A 25,774-nucleotide genomic window follows, 5' to 3' on the forward strand; every position below is an offset into this window, starting at 1 on the left:
TGCTATTTATGGTTTCTTAACTTCGCTAAGCATTACTTTTTAGCTCCGCCTTAGAAAGCTCCTTGTTAAAGGCGTTTAATTCTGGCTTTTTAACGATTGAGTAAATTACTGGGAGCACAATAAGAGTGAGTAGCACAGCACTTGTCATTCCGCCTACCATAGGTGCAGCAATACGACTCATAATCTCCGAACCTGTTCCTGTACCATATAAAATGGGCATCAAGCCGATAATGATTGTTGCAACTGTCATCATTACTGGACGAACTCGTAAGCCTGCACCGTGCAATAATGCATCTTGATATGCATCATCAGAGATAGGTTCAGCTCGCTCTTCAGCTTTTTCCTTAAGCTCAGCAAGTGCCTGATTGAGATAGACCAACATTATCACACCAATCTCAACCGCTACCCCAGCTAGAGCAATAAAGCCCACGCCAACAGCCACAGAGAAGTTAAACCCTTCCAGATACATCAACCATAAGCCACCAATCATCGCCATCGGCAAGGTAACGATAATGATAGCCACCTCACTAAACGCTCTGAAGTTTAAGTAAAGTAGAATAACAATAATGGCGAGTGTTAAAGGCAATACATAGGTGAGCTTTTCTTTCGCTCTTTCCATATATTCGTATTGCCCAGCCCAAGTAATTGAATAACCTGCTGGTAGTTTTAGATTATTAGCCAAGTGTATTTTTGCACTTTCAACATAAGTACCTACGTCAACACCGTCTATATCGATAAACGTCCAGCCATTTAAACGAGCATTTTCACTCTTAATCCCCGGCGGACCGTTCTCAACTCGAATATCTGCGACATCACCTAGTGCAATGCGTTGACCACTTGGTGTTACAACAGGTAATCGTGATAGCTGCTCAGGAGAGTCTCGATAGTCTTGCGGATAGCGTAAGTTAACAGGGTAACGCTCTTGACCTTCTACCGTTTGGGTAACGTTCATACCACCAATAGCTGTAGAAACCACTTGTTGAACATCTTCGATGTTTAACCCAAAGCGACTTGCCTTATCGCGTGAAATATCAACCTTGATATATCGTCCACCTGCAACTCGCTCTGAGTAAACTGATGCTGTGCCTGTAACTTCGGGTAAAATTTGCTCTATTTGTTGGCCGATTTCCTGAATCACATCAAGCTCTGGTCCGGCGACTTTAATACCCACAGGCGTTTTTATGCCTGTTGCTAACATGTCGATTCGGGTCTTGATTGGCATAACCCAAGCATTCGTTAAGCCCGGAAACTTAACCAATTTATCAAACTCAGCTTTTAACGATTCAGTAGTCACACCCTCTCGCCACTGCTCTTGTGGCTTCAATTGAATAAAGGTTTCAATCATGGTTAAAGGTGCAGGATCGGTTGCAGTTTCAGCTCTTCCTACTTTACCAAATACAGTTTCAACTTCTGGCACAGTGCGAATAAGCTTGTCTGTTTGCTGCAATAACTCCCTTGCTTTACCAATTGAAATACCGGGATAGGTAGTAGGCATATACATGAGATCGCCTTCATCCAATGGCGGAATGAATTCACTACCAATTTTATCGACAGGCCAAAAGCCAACGATAGTCACTAATATTGCTGCTACTATTGTCGATTTTGGAAACTTCATGACTTGCTTTAAAACAGGCATGTAGATAGCAATCAATAATCGGTTTAACGGGTTTTTCTTTTCAGAAACAACTTTGCCTCGAATAAAGTAGCCCATCAAAACAGGCACCAATGTGATCGCCAAACCTGCTGATGCCGCCATTGCATAGGTTTTTGTATAGGCGAGCGGAGAGAACATTCTTCCTTCTTGCGCTTCCAAGATAAATACAGGTAAGAATGAGACTGTAATGATCAGTAAGCTAAAAAATAGTGCAGGGCCTACTTCACTCGCAGCCTTAGCAACAATTTGCCAGCGATTTTCATCTGTTAGTGGTGTTTTCTCCATATGCTTGTGCATATTTTCAATCATCACTATTGCACCATCAGTCATCGCACCAATCGCAATAGCGATACCGCCTAAAGACATAATGTTGGCATTGATGCCTTGCATATACATGATAATGAACGACACCAAGATACCTAATGGCAGAGTAACAACTGCCACAATAGATGAGCGAAGATGAAATAGGAAAGCCACACAGACAATAGCAACGACTGCAAGCTCCTCTAGCAACTTGCTCCAAAGATTATCAACAGCACGATCTATTAACTTCGATCTGTCATAAACAGGGACAATCTCCACCCCCTCTGGTAGAGAAGATTTAAGCGATTCAAGTTTTTCTTTTACCCCGTTTATGGTTTGTTGAGCGTTTTCACCAAAGCGCATAACGACAACACCACCAACAACTTCGCCTTCACCATTAAGCTCTGCGATACCACGGCGCATTTGAGGCCCTAAATTAACGGTAGCAACATCACCAATACGCAATGGCGTGCCTTGTTCGTTAATACCAAGTGGGATTTTCTCTATATCACTAACTGATTGAATATACCCCGTTGCGGTAACCATATATTCAGCTTCAGCCATTTCCACAACGGATGCGCCAGTTTCTTTGTTCCCTTTTTGTAAGGCTATTTGTATTAAACTTAGAGGAATATCGTAAGCTCTCAATTTATCAGGATCTACTTGCACTTGATACTGCTTAACCATACCACCAACGGCGGCAACTTCGGACACGCCCGGAACAGTTTGTAGTTCATACTTTAAGAACCAGTCTTGAATGCTTCTTAATTGGCTTAGATCATGGTTTCCAGACTTATCTGTTAAAGCGTAAATGTATACCCAACCCACACCTGTTGCATCAGGTCCTAATTGAGGTTTTGCCGAATCAGGCAGGCTTGATGCTACTTGGCTTAAGTATTCAAGTACTCTGCTTCTAGCCCAATACAAATCAGTATCGTCATCAAAAATAATGTAGACGTAGGAATCACCAAAAAATGAGTAACCACGAACAGTTTGCGCCCCCGGCACTGATAACATCGCTGTAGTAAGAGGAAATGTCACTTGATCCTGCACTACTTGTGGTGCCTGTCCCGGATAGCTCGTCTTAATTATCACCTGCACATCAGAAAGATCGGGGAGTGCATCTACTGGTGTTTTTTGTAATGAATACAAACCACCAAACGCGATAATTAAGGTAATCAACAAAACAAAGAAACGATTGCCGATAGACCATCTAATAATTGATTCAATCATTATTTTTCTCCCACTTAATGATTAGAATGATCAACAGCAGCTTTATTTTCCTTGCCGTGTTGTTCATCTGATTCAAGAGAAATGTCAGTGATAACTAAGTCATCTCTAACCTCAAAAGTGAAAGTGACATTATCACCGACATTGAAATCAACCATTTCTATATTGTCCGCGACGATAAAATCCATCGTCGCAGCAGGTCTATCCCACTTCTCTATTGGGCCTCTGCTAATATTTAGAATCCGTGTATCAATATCAATCGCATTAATCAAACCAGATACTGTTGCTGATGATACTTCAGGCTCACTCATGATATGAATTCCAGTAATTTCATATCCACCGTCTTCGGTTTTGCTCACTTCAAAGTGCAAAGATTGACCTGACTTTAATGAGTCAATATCGACTTTTTCAGCCACAGTAAAATCCATAACCATTTCAGGCCAATCCCAAGCTTCAGCAGGGCCATGTGAAATATTAACCATGCGGTGCCCTGCCATAACACTATTAACATCCCCTTGCATCCAAACAGAGTTAGGCACTTCATCATGAGTCATTCGTTTAAAGTCAGAGCTTTTACTTGATTCAGAATCAATCAAGAATTGGGCAGATGTCACCACAACGTCATCTTCATTTAAGCCGTCTAATATTTCGATGCTGTCGATATCAACCCGGCCAATAGTCACTTCAATAGATTTAAATTGCCCATCACCTAACGCAAGTACTACTCTGTCCTGTTTACCTGTTCTAATAACGGCTTCTTTAGGCACGAGGATGGTGCTATCAGCTTGATTAGCGTGAATAGAGACTTGTGCAAACATATTTGGTTTTAATTGATAGTCTGTGTTATCAAATTTCAATCTCACTCGGAGTGTGCGTGTTTTACTGTTCAATGTTGGATAAACATAATCAACGACACCAGCCCAGTCCTCACCGGGTAAATAATCCAGTGTCATTGATACAGGAAGTCCTTTTTTAATTAAGGCTGCGTCACGTTCAAACACTTCTGCTTCAACCCAAACTTGATCTAGCTGGCCAATGCTTAATAAGGTGTTTCCCGGCTTTACATAAAAACCTTCTCTAACCTTCAAACCATCGACAACACCTGCTTGTGGTGAATAAAAGGTAATTGTTTGCTGAACCTTTCGTGTCTTTTCTAGCTTTTGAACAAAGTCTGCTGAAAGCTGTAACGCTTTTAGGCGATCTTTGGCTGCTGAAATTAAAGAACTATTGTTGCGCTTTAACGCTATTAACAGCTCTTCCTGAGCATTAACTAACTGAGGAGAATATAGTGTATAAAGAGGCTGCCCTTTCTCTACAGGGTTACCTGCTGCTTTGATGTAAAGTTTATCAATCCAGCCATCAACCCGTGGATGGATATGAATTAGCTTATCTTCATCATATTGAACATAACCTACCGTTGAGATTTCAGTATGCATATTTTTCAGTTCAACAGGTGCAGTGCGAACCCCAAGGTTATTCACTACATGAGGCGCAATTTTTACTGCTCCGGGGCCAAAGTCATCACCAGATGATCCTTCCTCATACACTGGAATTAGATCCATCCCCATAGGCGACTTACCGGGCTTGTCCCGGCGGTAATTAGAATCCATCGGTGCAACCCAATACAGAGGCTTTTTTTCTCCTGATGTTGCTTCATTACTATTACTGTTTGAGCCAGTACCTTGATATAAACTCAATGCTCCAGCACCAAGTGCTGCCCCAATGATGATGGCAATAATTGTTTTTGTATTCGTTGACATTATTTTTCTCCAAATTGCTGACTGGATAAGTGCTGATTAGTTTTGTGTGAAGTTTGCATCGACTTATGTTCAGCATTTGAGTTAGATTGAGAATGTGCAAAGAAATAGTTGATACGAGCAACTGTTTTAAGTGCGTCAACATCAATTCTTAAAGCTGATATTCTGGTATTTAATTCGGCAATTCTTGCTCGAACAACTTCGGCAAAATCGCCATCATCATTTGTGTAGGCTGTCAATGACGCTTCTGCTTGGTCATGAGTTTGTTTAAGGAGTTGTTCTTGATAGATAGATTGTCTATCTGATAAGCGTTTAAGCTGTCTTAGTTCTTTTTCTAAAACACTGATCATTTGCTTTGTCAGTAATAGTTTCTCGGTTTTAATAGTCTCTGAATCTGCAATAGAAGCTGCAACTTGCTTATCTTGTCTGTTCTCGGTAAACAAGGGTAAATCAAACGTTACCCCAACAGAAAATAAATCAGCTCGGCTATCACCAGAGGGCATATTGTCGCGATAGGCATAACTAGCATTAACACCCCATTGCGGCTCATATTGCTGTTTGGCTAACTCAATTCCTTTTTCTGAAGCTTTGCGTTTTATATCAATCGCAAGTATGGCTGGGTGATTCGAAAGCTCCTGAGCCAATAGATTTCTTGAGTAATTAGATGCTTTTAGGACTGTTGGATTATTCAATTGAATCGAAGGCAATTCTTTTGAGACGCTAAACTCTAATGGTTGCGCGTCAAAGTTGAATGATTCATTCAAACGATCCGCATCGTAAATATGAAGCCACTCATTGAGACGAGCGATTGTCGTTTCTAGTTTCTGCTTTTGCGAAGTTAATCTGTCATCTAACTGCACGATTTCCAACTGAGCACGAATAACATCTTGCTGTCTAGTTTTACCAACAACGTTTGAATAGCTAGCTTTAGCCACTTCCGCCATCTGCTCAAAGAGAGACCAATCATCTTCAATCAATTTAATAGTTTGTTGGGCTAAGTAAGCATCTAACCAAAGTTGTGACACTTGGCTTTTCAACTTAGCTTTACGATCCTCTCGTAACAGTGGAAATTTCGTGGACTCAATTTGTAACTGGTCTTTCTTGATCTCTAGACTGTCGCCTCTCGGAAACATTTGAGAGACGCCAACCTTTAGCTGAGTCATTCCTTCCTGATCTAAATCCCAAGTATCTGTTGGTAAATTCATTATCCCTAGCGATACTTTCGGATCAGGCAAAGTACCTGAAGCAATACTTCTATTTTCAACTGCACTTTGTTTCAATCGGCTACCATGAAGCCAAGGATCATTTTGCTGAGCTAAGGTGATAGCTTGTTCAAGCGACACTACTTTCTCAGCTTGAGCTGAGAATACAGATAAGCCGAGTATTAATGCAGTTGAAAGTGAAGTAAGGTTTGAAGAGTTCAATTTCATTAGAATTGCTCCTCGTATGTCTTAACTTTTGCATAGACTTTGCTCGTTCCATCTTTAAATAGAATTAACACGTTGTATGGCATAAAGCGGTCATCGACTTCCATACCGGGAGAGCCAACTGGCATTGCTGGAACTGAAAGCCCAATCGCATTGGGATGTTCTTCTGATAAGAACTGCTGAATAAATTTAGCAGGTATATGACCTTCAAAGGCAAATCCATTTCTACTCACTGCCGTGTGGCATGAGCGGTAATTAGGTTTGATACCATACTTAGTTTTGATGTTGCCGATGTTTCGGAAATCTTTGGAATGCGCAACGATCCCTTTGTCTTCAATATGAGTTATCCATTTTTTACAACACCCACAAGTAGGGGTTTTATAAACGATTAACTCCAAAGGTGTTACGTCGTTATTGTGTGCATGGTTATGTTCGTTGGCGTTTGCAAACGCAGGTGAAAGCAGCATTACTACTGCTATTTTTAAATACTTATTGATCATTTTTGCCCCCAGACATCGCTGGAAAATATCTATAGCGCTACGACGCTATATTGACTAACAGAAAAATTAATTACATGTGCGAGAAATTTGGACGCACTAATCCTGTATTAGGCAAAAATTGGTGGACGATAAAGGGAAGTGGAAATTGAATGAGGTTGTTTAGATTGCAGAGCAGCTACAGATTCACTGAATATTTGAATATCTGTCGAATCAATACTGGAATTTAGGACTGTCGTAGATGAGCAAGCATTTGCAGGACAAATACATTCAACGTCACAACAATCTTCTGATTGACCATTACTGCTTTTATTCATATCACCATGATCCATGTTCATGTTCATGTTCATGTGTGATTCGTGAGAACCTGATGACATTTCGCAAGGCATAGCAGAATACGCAAATGCTTGCCCTACAAAGGCAACCAGCATAAGCGTCATTACTAAGACTTTTGAAAATGCTTTAGACATAAAATTCTCTTACAAATATACATCTCTAATACTAATGCAAATTTTTGACTAAGTCAATTGATGCTGTATAAACATTTATGAATATTTGCTGAGGGATCCCCTCGAATTTGACCATAGTATCAGCTCTTTTCCAGTTTGATGACACCCCAGTCAAACTCTGCGGCCCAGAGCGTGACTTGCCGTCTTGCCGCTTGTATCTCTTCTTCAGTTAAGCCCAGCTGGGCGGCCTTTGATAATCGCATTCCCAGGTAGTTAAATGAGAGTACTCGCCGATGTTTGATGCTGTTAGCCTGAAACTGCAAGTGCTTCCCGGCCAGCTCTGCCGCCAGCCCTATCATGTAATGCAACCAATTTGCCAGTGCCGCCAATAGCAACAGCACTTCCAATCGTTCGCGTTTATAAGTACGGTGGGCTTCGCTACCTAAGCCATAGGTCTGGCTTTTCTGGTCGCGGAAGCTCTCTTCTATTTGCATGCGTTTGCCGTAGCATTTGGCAATCTTCGTCGCGTAATCGAAGCAATTGGGCAAGGATGAGACCAACAACCACGGCTCTTTATATTGCTTGTGTTTGTCGGATTTTCGCAGCTTCCAACCGGTGCCCACCAGCACGGCTTGAGTGCGATATTGCTGGGCTTTGGTCAGCTTAACCTCACCCAAGACTTGGGGCGTAGGGCGTGCTTTTTTGTAGGCTTTGGCAACCGTGATATAGGCATCCTGGCCGGGTAGTTGCAGTGTCTGGTTGCCACGAACTCTGGCAATGTAATGCCAGCCGAGCTTACGTATTTGCTTAAACCACGGCACTTTAAAACCCGCATCGGTAATAATCACCGGCTTAAAGTCTGCCGGCAGTACCTGCTTTAACCGGTATAAAAACGCCCTGTGTACGTGTGGGCACGTATACTCGTCCATCGGCACAACAACTTGATGTAACGTCAGTGGGCGACCTTCCAGCGCCAGGCTGGCACGCAGGATAAAAAGGCGCTTTTCGGTGTCGGCATTGCTCCAGTCCACTAAAATCAGCGGCTGTTTGCCCTGACGTAGCAAGCGGGTCATTTCGCCATAAATAAGCGGCGCCTCTGCTTGAAGCGCTTCATTTCTTAGCAAACGGTCAGCTCGTTTGATGCCGTGTTTTTATGACGTTTCACTGTCAAAATTACGGCCGATAGCCGTTACCGTGCATTGGCCATTCTGCATCAAGCTTTGTACTGCCGCCCCCACAGCTAAAAATCGGGCTTTGTGCATACATTTGGGGGTGACAAATGAGAGGAAATCGGCGAGCATTGTTTTTACATTCATGGCAGCATTCATGGTTAGGTGTTTTTGGCGAAAGATCAGATCGGGAACTGCCATGAATGTTCCCTTCGCCTCTAACTATTTGTTTTATCTACGCCATTCGTGGGGATTCGTCAGCTATATTGCTTTAATTAAACTTACAAATACTTTTAGGTACATCTGATATTTGTGCAAGCTATAAATTCGTTGCTCACCATTGACTAGAAGTGTCCGCTTTTGGCACTCTCCAGCCACTCGACAACATAATAATTGGTAAAGTATTTTACTGTGTCTGATGGCGCTTAGCTTATCCGACCTACTCTGGCACTAACTGAAAATACTTTTACTCTAAATTAAAATTGAAGCTCTAATCAAAAAATATCAATTTTTGTGCCCTGTTTTACTTCAAATTGTAGTTATTCTCAAGCTGTGGCTCAAAATCATCTGAAATGATGGTACCCACAAGCCCACACTTGATATCTAATATTTCATAATTTATACGTTGATGTTTGTCGAATCAAAATATTTTAACTAGCTTAAAGGCAGACTGGTCAAAAACTTAAATACTTATAAAACTAAAAAAGCGCCTGATTAACTCGGAGCGCTTTGTGTTTAGGACAAATAAACAGGTTTTATACAAATTTAAATAACAAATATTTGAGCGCTATCTTCATACTACGCTTATTGCTTTGGCAATATTGCTCATAGTTAATTATGCCAATAGCCATTTTGCTACAGAATAAAGTGAGCGAAATAAACCACGCAAAATTTTGAGTTGATTGATATTGAAAAAATAGTATAGCTGAGCCAATGAATGCAATAGTCGAATAGACGACTTCTATTCGATATTGATTAATAGTTTTCAATATTTTGTGCATTAAAAACCATCATCAAACGAGTCAAATGCATCAAAACAGTCATCATTGTTTGAATCGGCTATCGAATCTTCAATCTCATAAACAGTCATTACCCTGTCTGGCTGGCCCACCACATTGCCACCAACATCTACGATATTAGTACTGGCATTTGTGATAGGTAATCCTGTTGAGGGGTTAATTGCGATATCAATAGCGTCGTTTTTCATTTTTTAAACCTTATTAATCATTAATTACAACTTCACAATTTAATGATTTCGTGATAAAAAACAAACTCGTTTGACTGCGCAGTTCAGCAACAAACAGTTTGGATTAAGTAATTAGCCCTTCCCTTACTTCACCTAATTTTATTAAGTAAAAACCCCTTATTATTTTCTAAAAAACTTTATTAATTGTTTAATTTGAAGGCGGTTTTTGTCTGAAAGATAGGTTTTCAGATCGCATTTTTCGGCACGAAAAACTGCAAAAATAGCGCCTCAGAATGAGGCCAACAAGCGCGTAATGTGTTGTAGGCGAAGCCGTAGACACATGGAGACAGCGCGAATGTACAGGCTGGTCTGTACTAACCGCGATAGTGTTTCGCATCAGCGAAATTCGATTAAAATTTTGCAAAAATTGATATCGAACCATCTATTTTCGTAGAAAATAAAAGCGAAGAAAAATGCGGATAATGGGGCACCCATCGCATTGTCTGAAGCGGCAGTATGGCGGTTAGTACAGAGCGTAGCTCGGTGCATTCGCGCAGGGTCTACAACGCTAGCGCGATAGCGCGTCGAGTCAGCTCGTTGCGGAGCAACACCAGAGCTGACGGGCGTTTTAGTCCCTATGGTTAAACAACGAAGTTGAGAGACCATCCGCTGAAAGCGGCTTTTGTTGCGATAATTATCGCGACAATGATTCCGTGCATGCTGTCAGAGCATCTCGGAATGAAAAACGGCAATGTAATTATAAAATGATGATAATTTTTGTGTTGCGGTGCTAGTTAATTTTAATAATTAACTCACTAAAAGGATTTTGTGAATTGACTCAGAAACCATCAAAAGATTTAGAAACGAACAACCTACTTCTCACTCACTACCCTCGCTATTTTGATATTGATATGCGGTATTATCCAGGCGCAAACAATCATCAAAAAGGGGTTAACAGAACCAAGCTCTCGGTGCTTATTGCAATTCGGTTTTCTATTGTTACACCAGGGATTATTCGCTGGCTCTACGGCATTAATCATCGGTTATCCTTAGAGCATTTAAACCGGCTAGAAAAGGACAGTTTGTTGCGTGTTGTAAAAACACACCGCAGTCCAGATGGTCGTGTCTATGTTCCTACCTATACTGCTGCCAAATTTGCCGAGGAACTTATGGGCATCGACATACATTTTAGAGCGAATAAAAACCCTGCACTGCAGTTCAATAGTAACCATGTAATGCATAACCTGATTAATGCATTTGTAATGTTGCGCGGTATACATAATTACCATAGTAATGAGACATATGCGCCCATGTGGAATGGGTTTATTACTGAACCTGAATTTCAACGAATTAACGGCCTATCCGCTACACGAACTGTGGATGGCGCTGTGCTTCTTCCTGATGGCTCAATAGCCGCTATTGAGGTGGAACACAGTTTCAAAAATAAAACTGCACGACAAGTCATTTTGCTAAAATATTTGGCCTCGTTAAAAAAAAGCGATTACAGTAAGATTTTTTTATTCTCTCAGTCGGTCAAAATTTTTGATGATATAAAACGATTACATGAGCAGCTATTTACGGAACTACCTGAACGTTATGACAAAAAAACACGAGCACCACTTCTCAGTGAAAGTGATGCTGAGCTGCTGCGTGCCTCAATAATATACCGTACTAAATTGTGTGAAGAAATTAATGAAATGTTTTACTCGTAATGCAGTAGCATAAACATTGAGACATTATGATTATTTTAGTTGCGTAATTGATGAGAGTAATACGACTTAGCTTTATCGTCACCAAGAATTTTTGCATATTCTACACAACGCCTTATATCTGCTTTTGCCAATCTAAAAGCGGGGTTTTCGTTTTGGTTTGATAGCTCATAGCCTCCTAATCGATTGAGGTTTACCCGAGCCCATACCCCCTCTTCATGCGAGCCCTTTTTTACCTTCGGCCGACGAGCTAACCTCGGCCTAGCTATATGCTGACCGTCGGATTGAGGGATGTATGAAAACTCGATGGCGGTAATACAGTTGCCAATTTTTTGTGGCTTAAACGTTACGCGTATGTCTGTGTGGGCATTAATTTTTTCTATAGCAGGTAGCAGTACGCGATTTTTAAAATCCCGCCATGCTCCATATGATTCAGATAAAAACAACTTCTTTTTCATCTCTGGTAGTTGTAAATTCATAACTACAGAGCCCCGTCGTTTGTAATTTTTATAATTTCGCACCTCGTTTAGGAGTCCATACAACCGAAATGATGCTAACGTGTTAAGTTTTACTGTGTTATGAAAAAATAACTCTGTGAAATTACCCTCTATATTAAAAATATAGGGCTCTATTTCTTTTGAAAACTCTATATTAATGAATGAGCCCTGATTTTTTAGCTTTTCATATTTAGCGCTACTCACCCAAGGGATTGAAAACGCTTCACCACTATCATCTAAAATAGTGACAGATTTATCTCTTAGTGACTCTGCGGCAGAACTCAGCTGCTCATAAACGCTGTGCTTACTCAGACCGAAACACTTGGCATATTCCGTTGGATAAATCAGAATTTTTCCTGGGTTAGACTTTTTGGAATTAATTTTAGACAACGCTAGATTTATTAATCGCTGCTCATTAATATCGAGTGAATAACCCGCATGCAACAGCTTATTAGCGAAAACAATTTTTGGAGAATTCTTACTGCTCACTTCTCTTCCTCATTTTTAGTTGATGCTGTTATGCTAACCGCGCCCCAACCAATAAAAGAAATTTCGGTAAGTTTTTTGGTAAATAAAATTTTTATTTATTCACGGTAAAAGCGTCCCCCTAAACCGTATAAATTGCCTACTCAATTCCTATAAATAGTCACAATAAACACATAAATTGCCCACTAACACTGGGAATATTACAATTTATTGCAGTGACTTAACCCCCTCTAAAAGTATAAAAATAGAAAAATAGAAAATTAAATGAAAAGTTGTCACTTTTATTTTTTATTAATTCATTTAGTACGGTAAAAAAATAATTAATTATTTTTTTAAATCTTTCTTATACTGCCACTATAATTTGTAATGATGCTACTGAGTGAACTAACTGAAATACGCACAAGGGAGATAGATATAAATCTACCTCCCTTGTGCATTTGACCTATCCGCCTTGCCAAACATTATTACAATGACTGCTCTTTTGAGTCACCGCAACGAAACCCTGTATTTGCGCAGGACTCCCTCCCAGGTTTGATACTCAGTAACTGAGTAAAATGCCCTATTAAACGCTATTGCAGTTAGGGCAGCGAATCAGCAAATAATGATTCATGGCATATTTTGGGAGACATGATTAGGCTGTCATTTTGATTTTGAAAATAACCATTGTGACCTAGTTCAACTGCTAATTATTTCCAACTTGACCCTAAGAAAAAACATCATCCTCGAAGTCACACGGCAGCTCCACACGCTCTACTGGGTCGCTAATCAGAGCATGCATAAGTTCGTAGGTGAGTTTTCGCATGGCAAACTCATTTAGTGTTTTATTCGCTGTAATTTCAGAGCCAATAACCTCCCAAAGCTCATCTAAATTCGCATTATCACTGCGTAATTCTAATAAGTTTATCTGATGGTCATTCGTGGTAATTACTCGGCTAAATGTGTGTAATAAATTTAAAAAATCCAATGTTGATACATATGCATGTTTCATGTTTTCACTATCCTTGTGTGGTTTGTTATCAAAATCGATAACTCATTATTAAGTAATAAACAGGTATGGGTATTTAAATCGGTTTACGAAAAAATATTATAAAAAAGCGAACAAATGTTCGCTTAGGGGGGCTATGCATTGTCGATAATATCGACCCAATCATTCTCTGCTGCTGCAAAAAATGTAGTTGGCGTTTGCATAAATATTTGCTGGAACTCCTCAGAGAACAGCTCACAAAACTGTGTTATTTGCTCTATGTAGATAAGTAAAAAAAGCGTCATATCTACTCCCTCTAAATATCGACTTTCAAAACTTGGATTTTTTTCCAACATACTATTTGAAATACTAATTCCAAGTACATTTCCAACGCTATCTCTATGTAAATAGATGTAATGATTGAAATTTAACTCCATCGCTTGCTCGTTAACTACATCTGCTAGCAATAAAATTGTAGAGCAGTCATCCCAAGGGGATCTACTGGCTCGAACGTATTGGCGAATAAATTGAGATTTAGTATTTTTCATGATTTGTCCTCGTTAATTGTCCTGAAATTAACTAGGGCCAAACGGTGGGTAAAAATAGAAAATCACGTTTATGTAGGCTAAATTTGCAAAAAAAATAAAAACCATTAAGGTTAATATGACTCTACAACTTCGAGAATGAATAATATGGCGGAATATATTTGGTTATTACCTGCGAGCGTATTGACAATAGTTTTAGTCGTACTTATTAAAAAGTCCAGAAAGTGAACCTATATTTTAAGTACATAGACAATTCAGTGTGAAAAATACTTAAGCCTACCTATTTGTAATTAAAACATTGAACAATTAATGAACCAACCCCAGCAATTGCTTAAAAAACATACAGAGCATATTGCTTTATCCTCCATTTATCTAAATAAATTTGAATAAAATTTTGTATATTTCTCTGAATTTCAATCAAGATGAACTGTAACTCTCCATTTAGTGGGGGAATTCAGAAGTTTATCCAAAATATCCCTAAATTTTGAAAAATTTTGAAAATAGTTATCATAGTACTGTTAGTTTGATTAATTAAACCTTCAAGCTAACCAATTCTTTTATTAATAACTTAAAGGTTTCTATGCAAATTATTTCTTCTAATAATAATGGACTTCAAATGCAAAAAGGATATGCGCTAGCGATAATAACCAATAAAGGTAAGATTATTCAGTCAGGTATGGTTGTTGAGTTAATGGTCTTTGAAGCAATGATGGATCAAACTATTAAAACCTTTTGTGCTAGGTTTACAGGTATTGATCCTAATTATTTTAAAGAACCTAAATAGCTAAGCCCTTCAACTAAGTAATATTGAATATGGCCTGTTGAAAGGGGAAACTTGCAACAGGTCACTTCGTAATTACGTCAAAAGTCATAACCACTAACTAGTTCACCCGTATGTTTATGCAGACGCAACAAACGCTTCTTATCATTATGAAATTCCAGTAAAAGCTCAAAGTAGTCAGCATTTGAGGCACCTAATAGATGCTCAAATACATTATTGAGACCACCTTTATCGCCGCTAAATGTATTTAACTGTAAACTGATGCTTTTAAAAGTGTCTTTAACTAGTTGGCGAATAGCTAAACGTTCGTCGTTGGAAAGTTTTACAAGGTTTTTAGTAATTGATAACCACCGATCAGTTACTTCATCACGAAATGAGTTATCAATTTTAGCGAGTTTATTTTTATTAGTATCAATCTGCGTTTTTACATCACGCGCTTGTGATTCAAGTATTGATATTTTATTAGCTATTGCTTGAGGAGGTGTACCGTCGAGTGTCAAAAGTATTTCGGTTAGTGAGTTTATATTGTCATTAATCTTTTCAAGCTGTGCAATAAGTACCGACTCTTCTATATTAATTAGTTCGCGGTCACTGCCTTTTAATAAAATACGTTGCAGGTTTACCTTATCCTGGCAAAAAGTAACAACAGCATTTTCAACCATTTCAATTTGAACAGTAGAGCTCATTGTACAATTATTACTGCGACGAGCCTCAACACAGCCGTAACGCTTGTGGCTGCTTTTGACCTTATCAATACATTTTTTACGATAAACAACATGCGAACCAACCGATTTACCACAGCTACCACATTTAAATACACCAACGCCCGATAAAATCCCCACAAACTTTTGTGTATGTTTCGTGGCACCTCGTTTAGATGAATCTGCGACTAAAAAATCAAACTCAACTTTACTCATTAATGGCGGGTAATAACCTTCCAGAACGTAGTCAACATCGCCTACTTTTACATTTAACTCACCTATAAGAGAGCGGCGCTTTACCTCTTTATAAACATTAGCCCCAGTGTGGTTAACAGTTCCCGCACCAAACTCACCGTTAATAAGTTCAGCTATTTTAATACCACCATAGCCTTTTTGAAATAGTTCAATCTTTCGTAACATAATTGCTTTATTACGCGGCTCTAGCTCAAATAATTTTTTGTCGTCATTCCACACCACCCATCTAGGTGACATGCCACACTTAACTCTAAAACCACGTTTGCCGGCTAACCAGTCTTGGCATTGTTTTGTTAATGCAGAGCGAACCCGTAAGGATTTAGTTTCACTTTCTTCATTAGCCCGTATTAGTACAAGAATAATATAAACCAAATCCATCGGATTCTTTTTAATGTTTTCTTTATTGTATTCTTTACGGTCAGCAGCAGTGATCACGGTAATATCTGCATTAATAATTTGAGCAATAATACCCTGGCTTTCTAGTGGTGCAGCACGAGAAATACGGTCCAAACTTTCAAGCACCAAAATAGAGCCTGGAGGTACTTTTCCCTGCTCAACCGCAGCTAAAAATACACCCAAAGCACCACGTGTAATATTAGTTTTATGAAACGCACTTAACCCCATATCACGCATAGAAAGTGAATCATCAAGCTCAAGTCCCTTTTCCTTGGCAACCTCTTTTGCAAAACTAAGCTGCCGATTTAACGAATGCCCCTTAGCCTGCTCGATCGTAGAAAAGCGTATATAACTGTAAAGTAATGGCTTAAAGGTATTTCGGTATTTCATCATATTGATTCTCTGCTGTTGTTAAACACAGTATAAATCAATACAATATAAGCATCTACTATTACTATACTTTGGCTGGCCGACTATCGCGGTAGACACGCATATTTTTCGTGTATCTAACCGTACCAAGCTTGCCATGGGTAAGAACGTTGTTGAAGTAGAAAAAAAGCTATTAAAAGTTGTACCAGCAGAGTTTAAAGTCGATGTACACCACTGGCTGATACTGCATGGTCGTTATGTTTGTACAGCCCGCAAACCAAAATGCGGCAGTTGTATAATTGAAGACTTGTGTGAGTTTAAAGATAAGACTGAGTAATGTTTAGACTGCTTTGATACGATAACGGACATTAGCATCAATAGTTTTCAGAGATATTTTTAGTATCCATTAAACGTAGAGCTATCATCATCTTGACAGTCAACTAAGCCGCCACATTGATCATATAAACTTTAATTAAAAACACCAGTAGAAACTAAGACTTCACTTTAGAATTCATTACTCTAAGATATATAACCCTAATCATGATGAAATAAGGCAATACGTTTTCTATTATTATGAAAAATCTATTATCCATCCGCTCCTATAGCACAAAGCCAGTTCGTCACTCACATCAATTTAATCAGTTGGTTCTACCTTTACGTGGTGTCATAAATATATGTGTTGGTGATTTCAATGGAAAAGTTGCACCAAGTGAATGTGTTGTAGTTAAAGCCAACGAAGAGCACCTGTTCACTGCAAACACTGAAGCTAGGTTTGTAGTCGTAGATATGAAAAATCTTCCGCTAAATATTTCATCTTCACAATGTATTGTTTTTGCAATTAACTCATCTCTTAGAAGTTACTTAACTTTTATCGAAAACCAACTAGAAAACAAAGTTAATGCTCAATTAGAACAGGCGATGTTCGAAATGTTCAGCTTACTGCTGGCAGAGCAAACTTTATTACCAAAGGTAGATAGTCGCATTGGTACAGCAATATCCTTCATAGAGCAAAATATTGCAGAGCAGCTTCAAATTAAATGTTTAGCTGAATCTGCTTTCCTGAGTGAAACACAGTTTAAGAAACTATTTAAAATACAAACAGGTATGACCGTGATGAAGTACGTAACAAAACTTCGAATGGAAAAAGCCCAAGCATTACTTACGCATACAGATTATCCGTTACCAATTATTGGTGAAAAAGTAGGTTATAAAGAACCCTCAGCCTTTAGCCGAAAGTTTTCACAATACTTTGGTCTATCACCAACTAAATTCAAAAAGTAAACTTAGTCGGAATTGTTAACTATTGCGTCTTAATTGTTAAAAACACCCTACATAATTAGCATACTATTTCTATATTGAAGTTATTATAAATAAGTTTCATTGTGGAAAATCATCACGGAAGTTTTAAAGGTGTTATGGCGATTATTGTTGCTAGTTTCTTGTGGGGGACAACTGGTACTGCTGCAAGCTACTCCCCAGATGTAAGCTCTTTGGCTATTGGTGCATTCTCTATGGGGATAGGAGGAGTGTTACTTGTAATCACAGCTCGAAAAAAGCTACTTATAGATTATAAGCTGATGCTCGAACAGCCTAAAATATTTCTCTTAGGTGTCGCTTCTGTCGCTATTTACCCATTAGCATTCTATACCTCAATGCGCTTATCAGGTGTTGCCATTGGTACTGTAGTATCTATAGCCACTGCACCTTTTTTTGCTGGAATCCTTGAACGTCTTATTAGCAAAAAGGACATTTCATTGCAATGGATGTTGAGCTTTGTCATTGGTGCTATAGGTATTGCTCTGTTAACTTTAGGTAAAAACCAGAGTAATAATAATGCTTACAGTATCAATCAACAGGGTTTGGGGATTATTTTAGGTTGTATTGCTGGTTTAACTTATGCAGGTTATTCATGGGCGGCAAGGTGTTTAATTGAAAGTGGCGTTCACTCAACATCGTCCATGTCTGGGCTATTCGGTTGTGCTGCACTATTGTTACTTCCTTCATTATGGTTTACGGGTGATAACTTATTTTCAAGTTCATCTAATGCTTTCGTATCTTTATATATGGCAATAATTCCAATGTTTTTAGGATATTTATTATTTGGTTTTGGCTTGAATTATATAGATGCAAGTAAAGCGACATTAATCACCTTAATTGAACCATTAGTTGCAACTGTTTTAGCTATAGTCATTATTGGGGAAAAATTTAAAGTAATAGGTTGGGCAGGCGTAGCTTTAGTATCACTATGCCTATTGATGCAAACAATCAAACCTCAAAAAAACTAAGGTTAGCCGTCAAAACAATGTAGATATATAGCCCTAAATATGCTCCTGAATTTGCTAAGGCTTAATGTCAGCATATGGCTAAAAGCAGTCCATAGGTTTTCCTTTTGCTATCTACCTTAATTATCTTTTGGCTGGCCGACAATTGCAGTTGATACGCATATTTTCCGTGTATCAAACCGTACTAAGCTTGCTATGGGTAAAGACGTGGTTGCGGTTGAGCAAAAGCTCGAAAAAGTGATCCCCAAAGAATTTAAAGTAGACGTGCACCACTGGCTCATTTTACATGGATGTTATACCTGTGTGGCGCGAAAGCCAAAGTGTGGCAGCTGTATTATTGAAGATTTATGTGAGTTTAAAGATAAGACTGAATAGCTCCCACCTGTTAAGATACGAAAGCGGACCTTAGCTTTGGCTTACCCAGTGTCATGTTGCGACATCGCTGGCTTAAGTTGTGTCGATTTCCACCCAAAAAAGAACAGATAGGTAGCAAACTGATCTTTTAAATAAATTACCCACAAGATGTGCTTAGTAACTGTCTTCACTAAATTAATGTTACATCTATATTCTTGCAGGGGGTTATGAAGCAACCCCACTCTTGAACGATAAAAAAGCTAAATGTGCTGCCTTACCTGAACTGTAATTATCTAGATGACTCATCTTGTAACCTGCGTACAATAAACCTTCAAAAAAATAAAAACCCCAATCAACACAGAAGTGCTTACTTAATAACCCCTCATCTTTCGCAAGTTTTATCAATTCTCGTATCTCGTTATCTTGCTGTTGTATACGAACTTGAAGCTTTTCACTTTTCTGAAACATCTTCTCGAATTTTTGCAAAAAAGCGAATTCCTCGTATAACGGCAAAGTATTTTCGAATACAAGCCTAATAGCATCCAATGAGTCTTTAGCTTTATTTTCAACGGACATATTTACTTCATCAAAGCGGTCTAAACAATATAACGCAATCTCTTCTTGAAGCGCTTCCTTATGCTTAAATTGGCGGTACACCGTTGCTCTACCAACTTCAGCCCTTTTAGCCACGTCAACTAGCGTTGAGTCCTCATTTTGAATAAACAGTTTTAACCCCGATTGAATAATTTTTTTTCTCGAATTATTTGTTCTTGCATCCATTTTATGAGACAGCCTTGTATCATCTATTAAGTTCCATTATGATACAGCAATGTCTCAAAAGTTAAAAATGAATTCTGTGGAGCAAGAGAGTGAATAGACTAATCGGTATTGACTTTGCAAGAGCGTTAGCGCTCTTTGGTATGGTTATTGTCAACTTTAAGTTAGCCATGAACGCCGATATTGGCACACCACAATTAATAGAGTTTGCGGCTCTATTCGAAGGTCGGGCTTCGGCTTTGTTTGTTATATTAGCGGGTATAGGTATTGCGTTTTTAACTAAAAAATGTGTTACCAGTGAATCACTTGAACACATCAAGCAAGTAAGAACCTCTTTGATAAAAAGGTCTGTTTTACTACTTTTGATTGGCTTGGCTTTTACACCTATTTGGGAAGCCGACATCTTGAAATTCTATGCATTCTATTTTTTGATAGCTGCATTATTATTTACTCTTAGCAGCAAGAAACTGCTCAGTGCATCTATCGGTTTTGTTTTTGCATTTCCATTAATGTGGCTATTCTTTGATTACGAAAAAGGATGGGATTGGCTTGAGCTTAGTTATTCTGGTTTTTGGACAACTGAAGGAGTGATTAGACACCTTTTCTTTAATGGTTATCACCCAGTTTTACCATGGTGTGGTTTCTTGTTATTTGGCATATGGTTGGGTAAACAAGATTTATCCAATGCTAATGTAAGGAAGTCTTTGTTTACATGGTCTTTAAGTATTTTACTTATTGTAGAAGCAAGCTTCTATATGCTGAGAATGTGGGCAGGAGATGACCCGTCTATTGGCATGTCAAAAGATGAAATTGAGTTTTTGTTAACCACGTCAATAATACCGCCGTTGCCACAATATATGTTTTCAGCTGCAAGCTCTGCTGTTCTTGTTTTGCTGGTTTCTCTAAAACTAGCAAGTGTATTTCCTACCAACCGGTTAATTGAGTGGCTAAGCAAAACTGGGCAGTTAACGTTAACTCTGTATGTAGCACATGTCATTATTGGCATGGGAATTCTTGAGGCAACTGGCTTACTCGTTAACCAAACCATAGACTTGTCAATATTTTCCGCATTGGTCTTTTGCATAATTAGCATAATTTTCAGTGTGTTTTGGCTCAAGTATTTTAAACACGGGCCTTTAGAATGGATTTTTAAAAAATGCACTTAGTAGGCCAAAACATTGTTTTAAAAAACTAAAACTATTGAGACTGTTAGCTGTTTAATTAGGGTAAATAATGCTATGTCGATAGTAACAGTCAGGAAGTTAATAAAAGCATCCTATAGGTATTACCTTTTGCATCTACTTTTATTATCTTTCGGCTGGCCGACTCAAACCTTGATAAGTTTGCTATGGGTAAGAACGTTGTTGAAGTAGAAAAGAAGCTCGAAAAAGTAGTGCCTAAAGAGTTTAAAGATAAAGCAGAATAGATCCGTAAATAAAAAACGTTCATTTAGCACGATTGTTAATACTAAACCTCAATTATCAGGCTTATAAGAATAAGCTCAATGATTAATTCGTATTCCAGTGTTACTTTTTTGTTTATTCAAAGTAGGTGTCTAACTTTGGCACCTTTCATTTTTCATACCTTGTAAATCAATTCAAATAAAATCTGTTTATTCGTGATTTGCCGTAATTATTGGAACATTTTCAAAGTATTAATTTCACAAGCGTCAATCCTTTAGTTATGCTGTTGAGCATTATGAAATTTTATTACGAGAATTCCTATGCTACCAATACTTCGTATCTTGTTAATTGAGCAAGATCCAGTCACCTTACAAGAGCTTTCAACGAATCTATCGAAGACCATTGCCAATTTTGAGCGAGATGATATTCATATCGATATTATTGAGCGTCTTGAGCTAAAACAAGCGTTGGACATTGTAGAGGAAGATGGTGATATTCAGGCTGTAGTGCTTAGCTGGGATTTGCAAAATAAGGTTGGCGAACGCACTTATAGTCGCTTTATCGAGCAGTTAAAAGGGATCCGCCTTGAGCTGCCTGTTTATGTTATTGGCGATGATACGAAGGGGCTAGAAATCGTTAATGAGTCGGAGGAGATTGAGTCTTTCTTTTTTAAAGATGAGGTAATTTCTGATCCTGAAGCAATTTTAGGCTATATGATCAACGATTTCGATGACCGCTCAGAAACCCCATTTTGGACTGCGTATCGCCGTTATGTTGGCGAAGCAAACGATTCTTGGCATACACCAGGTCACAGTGGCGGCTCGAGCTTTAGAAATTCTCCTTATATTAAAGATTTTTATCAGTTTTATGGTCGTAATGTGTTCGTGGGCGATCTGTCGGTTTCTGTTGATTCGTTAGGATCATTATCAGATAGCACCAATACCATTGGCCGTGCGCAAGAGTCAGCAGCGGCGACGTTTGAAGTCAAGCATACCTATTTCGTTACCAATGGGTCGTCTACCTCAAATAAAATCATCTTGCAGACATTGCTGCGTAAGGGCGATAAAGTGATCATCGACCGCAATTGTCATAAATCTGTGCACTATGGCATTTTGCAATCAGCGAGTTTACCTGTTTATTTGTCGAGTATTTTAAATCCTAAATATGGCATTTTTGCGCCGCCGTCGTTGGCCGATATAAAACAAGCGATAGAACAAAATACCGATGCAAAATTGCTGGTTCTCACCGGTTGTACTTACGATGGCCTACTGAGCGATCTGAAACAGGTGGTCGATTTTGCCCATCAACATGGTATTAAAGTATTTATTGACGAGGCATGGTTTGCTTACTCGCTGTTTCATCCAAGCCTACGATACTATTCCGCCATTCATGCTGGCGCTGACTACGTCACTCATTCGGCACATAAAGTGGTATCGGCGTTTTCTCAAGCGTCTTATATTCATGTTAACGACCCTGATTTCGATGCTGATTTCTTTCGTGAGATTTACAGTATTTACGCCAGTACATCGCCAAAATATCAGCTTATCGCGTCGCTTGATGTATGCCAAAAGCAATTAGAGATGGAAGGCTATAAGTTACTCAATGCTTTGTTGAACCATGTGGAAGAATTTAAACAACAGATGGCTTCACTCAAACAAATTAAAGTACTAGGTAAGCAAGACTTTATGGAAATATTTCCGCACTTCAGTGGTGATAACATGGGTCACGATCCGCTAAAAATTCTTATCGACATTAGCGAATTACCCTATTCATTAAAAGATATTCATAAGTATCTGCTGGATGAAATTGGCTTAGAAATAGAAAAATACACCCACAGCACCATCTTAGTGTTACTGACGCTTGGCGGCACGCGCTCAAAAATAATTCGTCTTTATAATGCGCTCAAAAAACTCGACAGCGGTAAAGTGAAGTTGTCAAAATCGACGCGACGATCTCGCTTGCCTGAAAACCTACCCGCTATAGACCTTGCGTGTATTCCAAGTGATGCTTTTTATGGCGAGCGCGAATCTGTGCCTATCGGTAAAAGTAACAACCGTATTTGTGCCGGTTTAGTCACCCCCTATCCGCCAGGTATTCCGCTTTTGGTGCCTGGGCAGCATATTACAGAGGAACACATAGAGTACCTTAAAGAGCTAGCTGGGCAAGGTTTGACTATTCAAGGGAGTTTTGATGGTGAAATCTATGTTCTTAAGGGCAAAGTTAATAAGTAAAAATATACTTTAATACAGCCAAACTCCCCATAACTAAACAGCAATATCACATGATATTGCTGTTTAGTAGAGTAAAAAGCTGATCCTCACACTCCAAAAATAAATGAAGCCAGAATGCAATGATACAATTGAAGAACAAAAAAGCGCTTACACTTCTGCGGATTGCAGCTCTCATTGTTACTCTTACTAGCATATACATTTTTGCCCCTTGGCAGTTTGCTTTATATTACTTTCACCCACTGCCCGCTAATGTTCAAGCACAAACACAAGAGGCTATTGAACAAGGAATTGATGGCATTATTGTGTATATTCATAAACAAGGACAGCAACCTGAATATTTTGCAAATGGTTTGCATAATAGAAAGCACAAAATACCCGCTTACCCTAGTGCACTTTTTAAAATTGGCAGCATTCGAAAGTTATATGATGCAGCAGCGTTAACTAAACTTTCAGCCGCTGGACGTATTGATGTAGATAAAACACTGGCTGATTATCTTCCATCGTTAATTGGACGCATTGAAAACGCAGATAAAATAACACTACGAATGATGGTAAAACACAAAAGTGGCATACCCAATTACACAGACACTGATAATTTCGATTGGTCAATCACCTACCCTGACCCACTTGCATTAGTACTCGATAAACCCGCTGATTTTAGCCCTGATGCTGACTATGGCTATTCTAATACCAATTATTTGTTGCTGCGAAAAATTATGTCTAACGTGCTGGGTTATGATCATAACCAATATATTAGAGATGAAATTTTAATGCCACTGGGCCTAACGCATACGTTTTCATCTGTACATGAAATCAATTTAGTAGATTTGATGAGTGGTTACTACGTAGGTTATGAGAATGATTTTAAAGCACTCGATCAAGGCTATGTGGCAACCGCACAAGATGTAGGCGACTTTATTTTTGCTTTAAACAAAGGCACTTTTTTCGACGAACAAGAGCAAGCTTTGTATGCATCACTTTATAAGTATGAACACACAGGTTGGGTATTAGGGTATTCAAGCATTGCTCGTTATTATAAAGATATCGATACAGTCGTTGTGCAGTTTATAAATACTAATGGCGATGATACTGTGATGCTCACAGAAATAATTTATAATCGGATTATTGATATTTTAACTGCGCAGCAATAGTAGTTAAAACTAGCTGCGTTATAAAAATTTATATGAATTTTAAAGAGGATTTAAATGCGTTTACTACACACCATGTTACGGGTTGCTGATCTAGATAAATCAATTGCGTTTTATACTCAAGTACTTGGTATGAAAGAGTTACGCCGTGCTGATAACGAAGAGTACCGCTATACCCTCGCCTTTGTGGGCTACGGTGATGAAACTGACACAACAGTGCTTGAACTGACCTATAACTGGGATACCGACAGCTATGATTTAGGCAATGCCTATGGTCATATCGCGATTGAGTTTGATGATATCTATAAAGCCTGTGCTGATATCAAGGCCGCTGGCGGTAACGTAAGCCGTGAACCAGGTCCAGTAAAGGGTGGCACAACAGAAATAGCGTTTGTAAAAGATCCAGATGGCTACTCAATTGAACTTATTCAGAAAAAAGAAAATATGAATAAATTTTAGTAAATATATTTAATAGGTTTACTAAGCGGCTTTTTAATTATTTAAGCTTAACTCTGATACAATTTTAAAAAAGGTGCTGTATGCACCTTTTTATCGTAATTGACTATCTTTACTGCCACGCCGATTAAGCCCTTTAGAAAGTGCGCCTTTACCTTCTAGTTCAACTTGGCAGCTTACACAATACTTAACACCTGGTAACGCAAGTCTTCGTGCCTGTGGTATTGGTTCATCACATTCTTCACATAGCTCGGCACTGGCTCCAGAAACTAAGTTACTTCTAGCATATTGCACAGCATCATTAACGCTGGCGTCGATTTGATCTTGAATTGCACCATCGCGTGCCCATCCACTTGCCATATAACCTCCTATTTATTTGGACGTTTATATGTAACCTAACATAGGCGAAGTATATTTAAGCTGAATATAAGAAAGGGAAAGATGCTAATAAAATTTAGGAGTTATTATATAAAATATTTAATTTTGAGATTTTAACTTCACTGAATAATTCTGAGGTAATAATAGAAATGCAGATAAATTGATTTTAGATATTTTTAGTAAAAGCTGTCTTACTAATAAATAGTAGGTGGCGTATCAAGAGATTTTCACTCTTTTTAAAGTTGCGGATAGAGTGTGTGGTGTCACACTGCTGTATATATTACTTAAAGTAAGTGGCGTCCCCAAGGGGATTCGAACCCCTGTTACCGCCGTGAAAGGGCGGTGTCCTAGGCCTCTAGACGATGGGGAC

Annotated in this window: 20 protein-coding genes, 1 tRNA gene and 4 pseudogenes; 11 read left to right on the forward strand and 14 right to left on the reverse strand. The window is 38.8% G+C overall.

Going from position 1 to position 25,774, the window contains the following annotated elements:
- Window positions 1-25 precede the first annotated feature (25 nt).
- The 7 genes and pseudogenes from N523_RS0110005 to N523_RS0110040 form a co-directional block, all read right to left on the reverse strand.
- Entirely contained in the window at window positions 26-3,190 is a 3,165-nt protein-coding gene (locus N523_RS0110005) for an efflux RND transporter permease subunit (RefSeq protein WP_008467841.1), read from the reverse strand.
- A 14-nt stretch (window positions 3,191-3,204) separates the two neighbouring features.
- Window positions 3,205-4,947 carry an efflux RND transporter periplasmic adaptor subunit gene (locus tag N523_RS0110010; protein ID WP_004589254.1) on the reverse strand — a complete coding sequence of 581 codons (1,743 nt, stop codon included), beginning with the start codon at window positions 4,945-4,947 and terminating at the stop codon, window positions 3,205-3,207.
- A complete protein-coding gene (locus N523_RS0110015) occupies window positions 4,947-6,374 on the reverse strand; it encodes a TolC family protein (RefSeq protein ID WP_004589253.1) in 1,428 nt (475 codons plus the stop codon). The genes N523_RS0110010 and N523_RS0110015 overlap by 1 nt, the downstream gene beginning before the upstream one ends.
- A complete protein-coding gene (locus N523_RS0110020) occupies window positions 6,374-6,871 on the reverse strand; it encodes a DUF411 domain-containing protein (RefSeq protein ID WP_004589252.1) in 498 nt (165 codons plus the stop codon). The genes N523_RS0110015 and N523_RS0110020 overlap by 1 nt, the downstream gene beginning before the upstream one ends.
- Window positions 6,872-6,978: 107 nt before the next feature.
- Window positions 6,979-7,338 carry a hypothetical protein gene (locus N523_RS0110025; protein ID WP_004589251.1) on the reverse strand — a complete coding sequence of 120 codons (360 nt, stop codon included), beginning with the start codon at window positions 7,336-7,338 and terminating at the stop codon, window positions 6,979-6,981.
- 119 nt (window positions 7,339-7,457) lie between these two features.
- Window positions 7,458-8,633 (reverse strand): annotated as a pseudogene (locus N523_RS18985) (IS4 family transposase).
- An 853-nt stretch (window positions 8,634-9,486) separates the two neighbouring features.
- Complete coding sequence (locus N523_RS0110040; protein WP_004589247.1) at window positions 9,487-9,693, reverse strand: hypothetical protein; 207 nt, start codon at window positions 9,691-9,693, stop codon at window positions 9,487-9,489.
- Window positions 9,694-10,505: 812 nt separating this feature from the next.
- On the opposite strand from N523_RS0110040, the gene N523_RS0110045 reads away from it, so the two are divergent.
- Entirely contained in the window at window positions 10,506-11,384 is an 879-nt protein-coding gene (locus tag N523_RS0110045) for a hypothetical protein (RefSeq protein WP_028834970.1), read from the forward strand.
- 35 nt (window positions 11,385-11,419) lie between these two features.
- On the opposite strand, the gene N523_RS0110050 is transcribed toward N523_RS0110045, so the two are convergent.
- From N523_RS0110050 to N523_RS0110060, 3 genes are all read right to left on the reverse strand, one after another.
- On the reverse strand, window positions 11,420-12,367 hold the full coding sequence (locus tag N523_RS0110050) for a replication initiation protein (protein WP_028834971.1): 948 nt from the start codon (window positions 12,365-12,367) through the stop codon (window positions 11,420-11,422).
- Window positions 12,368-13,067: 700 nt separating this feature from the next.
- Window positions 13,068-13,352 carry a hypothetical protein gene (locus tag N523_RS0110055; RefSeq protein ID WP_028834972.1) on the reverse strand — a complete coding sequence of 95 codons (285 nt, stop codon included), beginning with the start codon at window positions 13,350-13,352 and terminating at the stop codon, window positions 13,068-13,070.
- Window positions 13,353-13,483: 131 nt separating this feature from the next.
- Complete coding sequence (locus tag N523_RS0110060; RefSeq protein ID WP_028834973.1) at window positions 13,484-13,876, reverse strand: hypothetical protein; 393 nt, start codon at window positions 13,874-13,876, stop codon at window positions 13,484-13,486.
- 577 nt (window positions 13,877-14,453) lie between these two features.
- Here N523_RS0110060 and N523_RS0110065 point away from each other — a divergent pair.
- Window positions 14,454-14,657 carry a hypothetical protein gene (locus tag N523_RS0110065; protein ID WP_028834974.1) on the forward strand — a complete coding sequence of 68 codons (204 nt, stop codon included), beginning with the start codon at window positions 14,454-14,456 and terminating at the stop codon, window positions 14,655-14,657.
- 77 nt (window positions 14,658-14,734) lie between these two features.
- Here the strand turns inward: N523_RS0110065 and N523_RS0110070 are convergent, their stop codons facing one another.
- Entirely contained in the window at window positions 14,735-16,399 is a 1,665-nt protein-coding gene (locus N523_RS0110070; protein WP_231485807.1) for a recombinase family protein, read from the reverse strand.
- Between the two features lie 67 nt (window positions 16,400-16,466).
- On the opposite strand from N523_RS0110070, the pseudogene N523_RS18990 reads away from it, so the two are divergent.
- The 4 genes and pseudogenes from N523_RS18990 to N523_RS18995 all read left to right on the forward strand — a co-directional run.
- A pseudogene (locus N523_RS18990) lies at window positions 16,467-16,712 on the forward strand (endonuclease III); the annotation flags it as partial.
- Window positions 16,713-16,948: 236 nt separating this feature from the next.
- Window positions 16,949-17,656 carry a helix-turn-helix domain-containing protein gene (locus tag N523_RS0110080; protein ID WP_016900424.1) on the forward strand — a complete coding sequence of 236 codons (708 nt, stop codon included), beginning with the start codon at window positions 16,949-16,951 and terminating at the stop codon, window positions 17,654-17,656.
- A 134-nt stretch (window positions 17,657-17,790) separates the two neighbouring features.
- Window positions 17,791-18,660 (forward strand): DMT family transporter, encoded by an 870-nt coding sequence (locus N523_RS0110085; RefSeq protein ID WP_051440316.1) that lies wholly within the window; start codon window positions 17,791-17,793, stop codon window positions 18,658-18,660.
- Between the two features lie 123 nt (window positions 18,661-18,783).
- Window positions 18,784-19,032 (forward strand): annotated as a pseudogene (locus N523_RS18995) (endonuclease III); the annotation flags it as partial.
- A gap of 204 nt (window positions 19,033-19,236) precedes the next feature.
- Here the strand turns inward: N523_RS18995 and N523_RS0110095 are convergent.
- A complete protein-coding gene (locus N523_RS0110095) occupies window positions 19,237-19,791 on the reverse strand; it encodes a TetR/AcrR family transcriptional regulator (protein ID WP_028834979.1) in 555 nt (184 codons plus the stop codon).
- 89 nt (window positions 19,792-19,880) lie between these two features.
- On the opposite strand from N523_RS0110095, the gene N523_RS0110100 reads away from it, so the two are divergent.
- From N523_RS0110100 to gloA, 5 genes and pseudogenes are all read left to right on the forward strand, one after another.
- Window positions 19,881-20,954, forward strand: coding sequence for a DUF418 domain-containing protein (locus N523_RS0110100; protein WP_028834980.1), 1,074 nt, complete (start codon window positions 19,881-19,883; stop codon window positions 20,952-20,954).
- 161 nt (window positions 20,955-21,115) lie between these two features.
- Window positions 21,116-21,199 (forward strand): annotated as a pseudogene (locus tag N523_RS19655) (endonuclease III); the annotation flags it as partial.
- A gap of 312 nt (window positions 21,200-21,511) precedes the next feature.
- Window positions 21,512-23,422, forward strand: a complete 1,911-nt coding sequence (locus N523_RS0110105; RefSeq protein ID WP_028834981.1) for an aminotransferase class V-fold PLP-dependent enzyme — start codon at window positions 21,512-21,514, stop codon at window positions 23,420-23,422.
- Window positions 23,423-23,541: 119 nt separating this feature from the next.
- The gene (locus tag N523_RS0110110) at window positions 23,542-24,573 is read left to right on the forward strand and encodes a serine hydrolase domain-containing protein (RefSeq protein WP_028834982.1); all 1,032 of its coding nucleotides are present in this window, start codon (window positions 23,542-23,544) and stop codon (window positions 24,571-24,573) included.
- Between the two features lie 54 nt (window positions 24,574-24,627).
- Window positions 24,628-25,029 (forward strand): lactoylglutathione lyase, encoded by a 402-nt coding sequence (gloA, locus tag N523_RS0110115; protein ID WP_024602990.1) that lies wholly within the window; start codon window positions 24,628-24,630, stop codon window positions 25,027-25,029.
- Window positions 25,030-25,119: 90 nt separating this feature from the next.
- Here the strand turns inward: gloA and N523_RS0110120 are convergent, their stop codons facing one another.
- Both N523_RS0110120 and N523_RS0110125 read right to left on the reverse strand, forming a co-directional pair.
- Window positions 25,120-25,386, reverse strand: a complete 267-nt coding sequence (locus N523_RS0110120) for a DksA/TraR family C4-type zinc finger protein (protein WP_024602991.1) — start codon at window positions 25,384-25,386, stop codon at window positions 25,120-25,122.
- Between the two features lie 312 nt (window positions 25,387-25,698).
- Window positions 25,699-25,774, reverse strand: a tRNA-Glu gene (locus N523_RS0110125).

The sequence above is a fragment of the Pseudoalteromonas sp. 23_GOM-1509m genome (assembly GCF_000518425.1).
GTDB lineage: Bacteria > Pseudomonadota > Gammaproteobacteria > Enterobacterales > Alteromonadaceae > Pseudoalteromonas > Pseudoalteromonas tetraodonis.